The organism is Streptomyces agglomeratus (assembly GCF_001746415.1).
Lineage (GTDB): Bacteria > Actinomycetota > Actinomycetes > Streptomycetales > Streptomycetaceae > Streptomyces > Streptomyces agglomeratus.
In genome coordinates this window covers 1404448-1414845 of record NZ_MEHJ01000001.1, presented here as the reverse complement: position 1 = coordinate 1414845, position 10398 = coordinate 1404448, and the positions used below count along the sequence as shown (strand labels likewise).

The following is a 10398-nucleotide window of genomic DNA, read 5'->3' as shown; positions in this document are numbered from 1 at the left end:
GCACGGGCACCGGCCTGAAGGTCGGCGCCGTCGTCATCACGATGGGCAACCGGCCGGACGAGCTGCGCGCCCTCCTCGACTCGGTCGCCAAGCAGGACGGCGACCGCGTCGAGGTCGTGGTGGTCGGCAACGGCTCCCCGGTCACCGGTGTTCCCGAAGGCGTACGGACGGTCGACCTGCCGGAGAACCTCGGCATCCCGGGCGGCCGCAACGCCGGCATCGAGGCGTTCGGCCCCAGCGGCGCCGAGATGGACATCCTGCTGTTCCTCGACGACGACGGCCTGCTGGCCCACCACGACACGGCCGAGCTGTGCCGCCGGGCCTTCGCCGCCGACCCGAAGCTCGGCATCATCAGCTTCCGGATCGCGGACCCCGACACGGGGGAGACCGCGCGCCGCCACGTCCCGCGGCTGCGCGCGGCCGACCCGATGCGCTCCTCGCGCGTGACGACCTTCCTCGGCGGCGCCAACGCCGTACGCACCAAGGTCTTCGCCGAGGTCGGCGGACTCCCGGACGAGTTCTTCTACGCGCACGAGGAGACCGACCTGGCCTGGCGGGCGCTCGACGCCGGCTGGATGATCGACTACCGCTCGGACATGGTCCTGTACCACCCGACGACCGCCCCGTCCCGGCACGCCGTCTACCACCGCATGGTGGCCCGGAACCGGGTCTGGCTCGCCCGGCGCAATCTGCCGGCCCCCCTGGTCCCCGTCTACCTGGGCGTGTGGCTGCTGCTCACACTGGCGCGGCGCCCCTCCGTACCGGCCCTCAAGGCATGGTTCGGGGGCTTCAAGGAAGGGTGGACGACCTCCGCCGGACCGCGCCGTCCGATGAGATGGCGTACCGTCTGGCGCCTGACCCGGCTCGGCCGACCTCCTGTCATCTGACAAGCTCGGGTCTGAAAGCATCGGGTGCACGCGGGATCCGTAGCCCGTTCCTGCGCCTTACGCCTGCGCATCTTGAACACGAAAGTTTCAACTTGTGAGTGACACAACCCATGACGGTGCGGTCGCGACGAGCGCCCCGCCATCTCCCGACGACGGACTTACCCCGGCGCAGCTCGCCGCGAAGTACGGCCTGTCGGTGAGCGGTGCCCGGCCGGGGCTGATCGAGTATGTCCGGCAGCTGTGGGGCCGGCGCCACTTCATCCTCGCGTTCTCGCAGGCGAAGCTGACCGCCCAGTACAGCCAGGCCAAGCTCGGCCAGCTGTGGCAGGTGGCGACTCCGCTGCTGAACGCCCTCGTGTACTTCCTGATCTTCGGCCTGATCCTGGAGGCCGACCGGGGCATGGAGCGGGAGGTGTACGTACCCTTCCTGGTCACCGGGGTGTTCGTCTTCACCTTCACCCAGAGCTCGGTGATGGCCGGTGTCCGGTCCATCTCGGGCAACCTGGGGCTGGTGAGAGCGCTGCACTTCCCGCGCGCCTCGCTGCCGATCTCCTTCGCGCTCCAGCAGCTCCAGCAGCTGCTGTTCTCGATGATCGTCCTGGTGATCATCGCGGTGGCATTCGGCAGCTACCCGTCGCTCTCCTGGCTGCTGGTCGTTCCGGCGCTGGCCGTCCAGTTCGTCTTCAACATCGGCCTCGCGCTGATCATGGCCAGGCTCGGCAGCAAGACCCCCGACCTGGCGCAGCTGATGCCGTTCGTGATGCGTACGTGGATGTACGCCTCCGGTGTGATGTTCAGCATCCCGGCGATGCTCGCCGACAAGGACCTGCCCGGCTGGGTCACGGACGTGCTCCAGTGGAACCCGGCGGCCGTGTACATGGACCTCATCCGCTTCGGCCTGATCGACGGGTACGGCTCCGAGAACCTGCCCCCGCACGTCTGGGGCGTCGCTCTGGGCTGGGCGCTGCTCGTGGGCCTCGTGGGCTTCGTGTACTTCTGGAAGGCTGAGGAGAGGTACGGCCGTGGCTGACGAGAACAAGCAGGGGCGCGTCCCCACCGTCATCGCGGACGACGTGCACATCGTCTACCGCGTCAACGCCGGTGCCGGCGGTCGCGGCAGCGCCACCGCCGCCCTGAACCGCATGATGAAGCGCGGCAAGGGCGACGCGCCCGGCGTCCGCAAGGTGCACGCGGTGCGCGGTGTCTCCTTCACGTCCTACCGCGGCGAGGCGATCGGCCTCATCGGTACGAACGGTTCGGGCAAGTCGACCCTGCTGCGCGCCATCGCCGGCCTCCTGCCGACCGAGCAGGGCAAGGTCTACACGGACGGCCAGCCCTCGCTGCTGGGCGTGAACGCGGCGCTGATGAACGATCTGACGGGCGAGCGCAATGTCATCCTCGGCGGTCTCGCCATGGGTATGACCCGCGAGGAGATCCGCGAGCGCTACCAGCAGATCGTCGACTTCTCGGGCATCAACGAGAAGGGCGACTTCATCACCCTGCCGATGCGCACGTACTCCTCCGGCATGGCGGCCCGCCTGCGCTTCTCCATCGCCGCCGCCAAGGACCACGACGTACTGATGATCGACGAGGCGCTCGCCACCGGCGACCGGAAGTTCCAGATCCGCTCCGAGCAGCGGATCCGCGAGCTGCGCAAGGAGGCCGGCACGGTCTTCCTGGTCAGCCACAGCAACAAGTCGATCAGGGACACCTGCGACCGCGTCCTGTGGCTGGAGAAGGGCGAGCTGCTGATGGACGGTCCCACGGACGAGGTCCTCAAGGCGTACGAGAAGGAAACCGGCCGCTAGACCCGGGTTCGGTGCCCCCGCCGGTCGAACCCGGCGGGGGTTCCGCGTGTCCGCGCGACGCGACCGGCCCGGCGGGCCGTAGCATGCCGGAATCGTCAACTCCCGCCACCTTCGGGAAGGTTGGGGCGTATCGCTGTTTTGTTGTCATACGCCCAACACCCTGGGGCGGTGCCGGTCGTTGTACAACGTAAGCTGTACCGGTGGGCGGCGTGTCCGAAATGGGATGTATTAGGTCGACGGTGTAGAACGGGAGATGTGACGGCAATGGCTAGGGAATCTCTCCACATCGAAGACGCTTCCGCCGTCCCCGCACCGGGCAGCCCCCGATGACCGGAACCCGGCACGTGCGCACCGACGCACACGCGCGCACGACCCTGGACAAGGCCGCCGACGAGAACTTTCCGGTGGCTCCCTTCTTTCTGCCGCGCGCCTGGCGGGCCGACCTGATGGCCGTCTACGGCTACGCCCGCCTCGTCGACGACATCGGTGACGGCGACCTCGCCCCCGGCGGCGCCGACGCCCGTCTGCTCGGCCTCGACCCCGCCCTGGCCGACGACCGCCTGCTCCTCCTCGACGCCTTCGAGGCCGATCTGCGCCGCGTCTTCGACACCTCGGGGGACGGCCCGCGCCACCCGCTCCTGCACGCCCTCGTGCCGACCGTGCGGCGCTGCTCGCTGACGCCCGGCCCGTTCCTCGGTCTCATCGAGGCCAACCGGCAGGACCAGCTCGTCCGGCGCTACAAGACGTACGACGACCTCCTCGCGTACTGCGAGCTGTCGGCCAACCCCGTCGGACGGCTGGTCCTCGGCATCACCGGCACCGCGAGCCCCGAGCGGATCCGCCGCTCCGACGCGATCTGCACCGCCCTCCAGATCGTCGAACACCTCCAGGACGTCGCCGAGGACCTCGGCCGCGACCGGATCTACCTGCCCGCCGACGACATGGCCCGCTTCCACGTCGAGGAGGCCGACCTCGCCGCCCCGTCCGCGAACGCGAAGGTGCGCGCACTGATCGCCTACGAGGCGGAGCGCGCCGGACGCCTCCTGGACGAAGGCACTCCGCTCGTCGGCAGCGTCAGGGGCAGACTCAAGCTGCTGCTGGTCGGTTTCGCCGGCGGTGGCCGCGCCGCCCTCACCGCGATCGCGGCCGCCGGCTACGACGTGCTTCGCGGACCGCCCAAGCCCACCAAGCTCAGCCTGCTGCGCGCAGCGGGAGCTGTCTTGCGATGAGACCGAAGAGAGGGGTGAGCCGGCCCGTGGAAGGACTCATGCAGATGTCCGCACCGGTACTCGCCGCGTACAGCTACTGCGAGGCCGTGACCGGACAGCAGGCGCGCAATTTCGCGTACGGCATCAGACTGCTGCCGACCGACAAGCGCAACGCCATGTCCGCGCTCTACGCGTTCTCGCGGCGCGTGGACGACATCGGCGACGGCATGCTGGCGGCCGACGTCAAGCAGGCGCGGCTCGAGGAGACCCGCGCGCTGCTCGACCGCGTCCGCGCGGACGCGGTCGACGACGACGACACCGATCCCGTCGCCGTGGCGCTCTCCGACTCGGCGCGCCGTTTCCCGCTCCCGCTCGAAGGGCTCGACGAGCTCATCGACGGCGTCCTGATGGACGTGCGCGGCGAGACCTACGAGACCTGGGACGACCTGAAGGTCTACTGCCGGTGTGTCGCGGGCGCCATCGGAAGGCTCTCCCTGGGCGTGTTCGGCATCCAGACCGGCGCGCGCTCCACGGAACGCGCCGCCGAGTACGCCGACACGCTCGGCCTCGCCCTCCAGCTCACGAACATCCTCCGTGACGTACGCGAGGACGCCGCGAACGGCCGCACGTACCTGCCCGCCGACGACCTCGCCAAGTTCGGCTGCTCGGCCGGTTTCCACGACGCGACCCCGCCCGACGGGTCCGACTTCACGGGCCTCGTCCACTACGAAGTACGCCGCGCCCGCGCCCTGTTCGCCGAGGGCTACCGGCTGCTTCCGCTGCTCGACCGGCGCTCCGGAGCCTGCGTCGCCGCCATGGCCGGCATCTACCGGCGGCTCCTCGACCGCATCGAGCGCGACCCCCTGGCCGTGCTGCGCGGCCGCGTCTCGCTGCCCGGACGGGAGAAGGCGTACGTCGCCGTGCGCGGCCTCTCGGGCCTCGACGCCCGGACCATCTCCCGCAACCAGACCTGGAGGCGGGTCTGATGCGGCCCGGCGCGGCAGGCAGGACGAACGCCCGCGAGGCAGGCGACGCAACCCCCCGTCGGGCCGGCGCGTCCCTGACGGCAGGGGCCCGCCGTCCGTACACCGTCGGCGGAACCCGGGGGGAGAGCGCATGACACACGGCACCACGGGCGGCAGGCTGTCCCCGGCCGGGCGGAAGCAGGCCCACCCGGCGGGGCACGCGGTCGTCGTCGGCGGCGGACTGGCCGGTGTCACCGCCGCGCTCCGGCTGGCCGACGCCGGAACGCGCGTGACGCTACTCGAAGGCCGCCCGCGCCTCGGCGGCCTCGCGTTCTCCTTCCGGCGCGGCGACCTCACCGTCGACAACGGCCAGCACGTCTACCTGCGCTGCTGCACCGCCTACCGCTGGTTCCTCGACCGTGTGGAGGGCGCGGCGCTGGCACCGTTGCAGAGCCGTCTCGACGTACCCGTGCTCGACGTGGGACGGAGGGCGGGGCCCCGGCTCGGACGGCTGCGGCGCACGGCACTGCCCGTACCGCTGCACCTGGCCGCGAGTCTGGCGACGTATCCGCACCTCTCCCTCGCCGAACGTGCGAGCGTCGGGCGCGCGGCGCTGGCGCTCAAGAAGCTCGACCCGGCCGACCCCGCCCTCGACGGGGTCGACTTCGCCACCTGGCTCGGCCGTCACGGGCAGTCCCCGCGCACCATCGAGGCGCTGTGGGACCTCGTCGGCGTCGCGACGCTCAACGCCACCGCGCCCGACGCCTCCCTCGGCCTCGCCGCGATGGTCTTCAAGACCGGCCTGCTCTCCGAGCCCGGTGCGGCCGACATCGGCTGGGCCCACGTACCGCTCGGCGACCTGCACGACACGCTCGCCCGCAAGGCGCTGGACGCGGCGGGCGTACGGACGGCACTGCGCACCCGGGTCACCTCGCTCAGCCGCGCGGCCGGCGGGGGCTGGGAGGTCCGGACGGCGGGGGAGCTGATCGAGGCCGACAGCGTCGTGCTCGCCGTACCGCAGAACGAGACGCACGCGCTGCTGCCCGAAGGCGTCATCGACGACCCCGGCCGGCTGCTGGACATCGGTACCGCGCCGATCCTCAACGTCCATGTCGTGTACGACCGCAAGGTGCTGCGCCGGCCCTTCTTCGCCGCGCTCGGCAGCCCCGTCCAGTGGGTCTTCGACCGTACGGAGTCCTCCGGGCTCAAGGGCGGCGGGCAGTACCTCGCCGTCTCGCAGTCGGCGGCCCAGGACGAGATCGACACGCCCGTGTCCGAACTGCGGGAGCGTTATCTGCCCGAGCTGGAGCGGCTGCTGCCCGCCGCGCGCGGCGCGGGCGTACGCGACTTCTTCGTCACCCGGGAGCGGACAGCGACGTTCGCCCCCACCCCCGGCGTCGGACGGCTGCGCCCCGGCGCCCGTACGCACGCGCCCGGTCTGTACCTGGCCGGCGCGTGGACCGCCACCGGATGGCCCGCGACCATGGAGAGCGCCGTACGCAGCGGCATCACCGCCGCCGGCGCGGCACTCTCCGAACTCGGCCGCGCACACGAACATCCGTTGCAGGAGGCGGTATGAGCACTGGCATGGAAACAAGAGGAGAGCCTGTGACCCCGGCGAACACGGCCGACGACACCACGGTGGACATCGCCGCCCTTCTGGAGCGCGGCCGCACCCTGTCCACCCCGGTGCTGAAGGCCGCCGTGGACCGGCTCGCGCCGCCCATGGACACCGTCGCGGCGTACCACTTCGGGTGGATCGACGCCCAGGGACGGCCGGCCGACGGCGACGGCGGCAAGGCCGTACGTCCGGCGCTCGCGCTGCTGTCGGCGGAGGCGGCGGGCGCGGCGCCCGAAGTCGGCGTACCCGGCGCTGTGGCCGTCGAACTCGTACACAACTTCTCGCTGCTCCACGACGACCTGATGGACGGCGACGAGCAGCGCAGGCACCGCGACACCGTGTGGAAGGTGCACGGGCCCGCGCAGGCGATCCTCGTCGGTGACGCGCTCTTCGCGCTCGCCAACGAACTGCTGCTGGAGATCGGCACCGTCGAGGCGGGGCGCGCCACGCGCCGGCTCACCACCGCGACCCGCAAGCTCATCGACGGCCAGGCGCAGGACATCTCCTTCGAGCACCGCGAGCGGGTCACCGTCGAGGAGTGCCTGGAGATGGAGGGCAACAAGACGGGCGCGCTGCTGGCCTGCGCTGTGTCCATCGGCGCGGTGCTCGGCGGGGCGGACGACCGTACGGCCGACACGCTGGAGGCGTACGGCTACCACCTCGGTCTCGCCTTCCAGGCCGTCGACGACCTGCTCGGCATCTGGGGCGACCCGGACGCCACGGGCAAGCAGACCTGGAGCGACCTGCGCCAGCGCAAGAAGTCCCTGCCCGTCGTCGCCGCGCTGGCGGCCGGCGGCCCGGCGTCGGAGCGGCTCGGCGAGCTGCTCTCCGCCGACGCCAAGAGCAACGACTTCGCGAGCTTCTCCGAGAAGGAGTTCGCCACCAGGGCGGCTCTGATCGAGGAAGCGGGCGGCCGCGACTGGACGGCGCAGGAAGCCCGCAGACAGCACGCCGTCGCCATCGAGGCGCTGGACCGCGTCGACATGCCCCAGCACGTCCGTGCGCAGCTCACCGCGCTCGCGGACTTCGTCGTCGTACGAAAGAGATGATCAGCATCCGCCTCATATGACTCGCAAGTCGCCGTCCGGTGCGCGGGATGCGGTAAACCCCGCACCGGACGACGTCAGACCCCAGCACAGCAGATGACCAACTGCCACGAAGGGGAAACCATGACAGCGACGACCGACGGCAGCCCCGGGGCCATGAAGCCCCGCGCAGCCGCGGCCAGCGAATGCGCCGACCACCATCACACCGACAACACCCGGGCCCCGGACGTCATCGACAGTCCCGGGCTCGCCGCCACCCCCGGCGTCACCGACGCCCCCGATGTCCTGGCCGCCGCGCGGCGGGCCACGGACCGCGCGGTCGAGCACCTGCTCGCCCAGCAGGACGACCAGGGCTGGTGGAAAGGCGACCTCGAAACCAATGTGACCATGGATGCCGAGGACCTGCTGCTCCGCCAGTTCCTCGGCATCCAGGAGGAGAAGACCGTCCTGGCCGCCGCGCTCCATATCCGCGGCGAGCAGCGGGACGACGGCACCTGGGCCACCTTCCACGGCGGTCCCGGCGAGCTCTCCACCACCATCGAGGCGTACGTCGCCCTGCGGCTCGCGGGGGACCTGCCGGACGATCCGCACATGGAGCGCGCCGCGGCCTGGATCAGGGCGCGCGGCGGCATCGGCGCGAGCCGTGTCTTCACCCGGATCTGGCTGGCGCTGTTCGGCTGGTGGAAGTGGGACGATCTGCCCGAGATGCCGCCGGAGATGATCTTCCTTCCCTCCTGGCTGCCGCTCAACATCTATGCCTTCGGCTGCTGGGCGCGCCAGACCATCGTGCCGCTGAGCATCGTCTCGGCGAAGCGGCCGGTGCGTCCCGCGCCGTTCGCCCTCGACGAGCTGCACACCAATCCGCGGCTGCGCGTCCCGCGGAAGCGGCTTGCCCCGCCCACCAGTTGGGAGGGTGTCTTCCAGCGGCTCGACAAGGCCCTGCACGTGTACCGCAAGGTCGCGCCCGCCAGGCTGCGCGGCGCGGCGATGAAGAGCGCGGCGCGCTGGATCGTCGAGCGGCAGGAGAACGACGGCTGCTGGGGCGGAATCCAGCCGCCCGCCGTGTACTCCCTGATCGCGCTCCATCTGCTCGGGTACGACCTGGACCACCCGGTCATGCGCGCGGGTCTGGAGTCGCTCGACCGGTTCACGGTGTGGCGCGAGGACGGCGCCCGCATGATCGAGGCGTGCCAGTCACCGGTCTGGGACACCTGCCTCGCCACCATCGCGCTCGCCGACGCGGGGGTCGGGCCCGACGACCCGGCCCTCGTCAAGGCCGCCGACTGGATGATGAGCGAGCAGATCGTACGGTCCGGGGACTGGGCGGTTCGCCGCCCCGGTCTGGAGCCGGGCGGCTGGGCGTTCGAATTCCACAACGACAACTATCCGGACATCGACGACACCGCCGAGGTCGTCCTGGCGCTGCGGCGTGTCGCGCACCCGGACCGCGCGCGTATAAGGGCCACGGTCGACCGCGCCGTCCGCTGGAGCCTCGGCATGCGGTCCAGGAACGGGGCGTGGGCCGCGTTCGACGCCGACAACACCAGCCCCTTCCCCAACCGGTTGCCCTTCTGTGACTTCGGGGAGGTCATCGACCCGCCGTCCGCCGACGTCACCGCGCATGTGGTGGAGATGCTGGCCGTCGAGGGCATGGCCGACGACCCCCGCACCCGGCGTGGCGTCGAGTGGCTGCTGGCCGAACAGGAACCGAGCGGTGCCTGGTTCGGGCGATGGGGCGTCAACTACGTCTATGGCACGGGAGCGGTCGTCCCGGCCCTGACCGCCGCCGGGCTGCCCACGGACCATCCCGCCGTCCGCCGCGCCGTCACCTGGCTGGAGACGGTCCAGAACGACGACGGCGGCTGGGGCGAGGACCTGCGTTCCTACCGTGAGCGGGGCTGGGCGGGGCGCGGTGCCTCGACCGCCTCGCAGACCGCCTGGGCCCTGCTCGCCCTGCTCGCGGCGGGGGAGCAGGACGCCAGGTCGGTCGAGCGCGGCGTCTCCTGGCTCGCCGCCACCCAGCGGGAGGACGGCTCCTGGGACGAGCCGTACTTCACGGGCACCGGATTCCCCTGGGACTTCTCCATCAACTACCACCTCTACCGTCAGGTCTTCCCGCTCACCGCTCTCGGGCGGTACGTCCACGGGGAGCCCACCTACCCCGGCCTGGACGTCCGGGAAGGGACCTGATGGGCCTGACGGACCCGACGGGCCGGACCCCGGAGCCTCCGCCGCCAGGGCCGCTGCTGATCGCCTGCGCGCTCGGCATCGAGCGCTTCGCCCTGCGCCGCGGTCACCGTAAGGAGGCGCCGGGGCCCGTGACCGTACTGCGTACGGGCATGGGGCCCATGGCGGCCGAGGCCGCCGTCACCCGAGCGCTCCGGGCCGGCGGCCCGGCCGGGGGCGCCGCCGTCATCGCGTCCGGTTTCTGCGCCGGGCTCGCACCCGGGATGCACCCCGGGGACCTGGTCGTCGCCGATGAGACGCGCGGCCCCGGCGGCAGCACGGTGTGCACGGGCGTGGAGCTGCTGGCCGAGGCGCTGTCGAGGGCGGTGCCCGGACGCACCGTCCATACGGGCCCGCTAACCGGCTCCGACCATGTCGTACGCGGCCACGAGCGAGCCGGCCTGCGGGCCACGGGTGCCATCGCGGTGGACATGGAATCCGCCGCGACGCTGTGGAGCGCGCGGCGCGCGGGATCGTGTCCGGTTGCGGCCGTTCGGGTGATCGTGGACGCCCCGGAGCACGAGCTCGTACGCATTGGGACGCTTCGCGGTGGAATATCGGCTTTTCGTGTTCTCCGCGCAGTGATGCCTGCCTTTTTTGAATGGCACCGTTCTTTGCTGCTCCCCAGGAGGTGAGC

The 10398-nt window shown here is 71.4% G+C and carries 9 protein-coding genes; all 9 read left to right on the top strand.

Annotation, left to right across the window (positions count from 1 at the left end; translation table 11 throughout):
• Positions 1–41: 41 nt before the first annotated feature.
• Positions 42–887 (top strand): glycosyltransferase family 2 protein, encoded by an 846-nt coding sequence (locus tag AS594_RS05835; RefSeq protein WP_069933978.1) that lies wholly within the window; start codon positions 42–44, stop codon positions 885–887.
• A 94-nt stretch (positions 888–981) separates the two neighbouring features.
• Positions 982–1917 carry an ABC transporter permease gene (locus tag AS594_RS05830; protein WP_069933356.1) on the top strand — a complete coding sequence of 312 codons (936 nt, stop codon included), beginning with the start codon at positions 982–984 and terminating at the stop codon, positions 1915–1917.
• Positions 1910–2695 carry an ABC transporter ATP-binding protein gene (locus AS594_RS05825; protein WP_069925999.1) on the top strand — a complete coding sequence of 262 codons (786 nt, stop codon included), beginning with the start codon at positions 1910–1912 and terminating at the stop codon, positions 2693–2695. Before AS594_RS05830 ends, AS594_RS05825 begins: the two co-directional genes overlap by 8 nt.
• Before the next feature lie 326 nt (positions 2696–3021).
• Positions 3022–3924, top strand: a complete 903-nt coding sequence (gene hpnC, locus AS594_RS05820) for a squalene synthase HpnC (protein WP_069933357.1) — start codon at positions 3022–3024, stop codon at positions 3922–3924.
• 14 nt (positions 3925–3938) lie between these two features.
• Complete coding sequence (gene hpnD / locus AS594_RS05815; protein ID WP_420877883.1) at positions 3939–4889, top strand: presqualene diphosphate synthase HpnD; 951 nt, start codon at positions 3939–3941, stop codon at positions 4887–4889.
• A gap of 130 nt (positions 4890–5019) precedes the next feature.
• Positions 5020–6447 (top strand): hydroxysqualene dehydroxylase HpnE, encoded by a 1428-nt coding sequence (hpnE, locus tag AS594_RS05810; RefSeq protein WP_079144774.1) that lies wholly within the window; start codon positions 5020–5022, stop codon positions 6445–6447.
• Entirely contained in the window at positions 6444–7538 is a 1095-nt protein-coding gene (locus AS594_RS05805) for a polyprenyl synthetase family protein (RefSeq protein ID WP_176741062.1), read from the top strand. Before hpnE ends, AS594_RS05805 begins: the two co-directional genes overlap by 4 nt.
• A gap of 120 nt (positions 7539–7658) precedes the next feature.
• Positions 7659–9725, top strand: a complete 2067-nt coding sequence (gene shc, locus AS594_RS05800) for a squalene--hopene cyclase (protein ID WP_069925995.1) — start codon at positions 7659–7661, stop codon at positions 9723–9725.
• Positions 9725–10396: a phosphorylase family protein gene (locus tag AS594_RS05795; protein WP_069925994.1), complete on the top strand. Its 672-nt coding sequence runs from the start codon at positions 9725–9727 to the stop codon at positions 10394–10396. The genes shc and AS594_RS05795 overlap by 1 nt, the downstream gene beginning before the upstream one ends.
• Positions 10397–10398 lie beyond the last annotated feature (2 nt).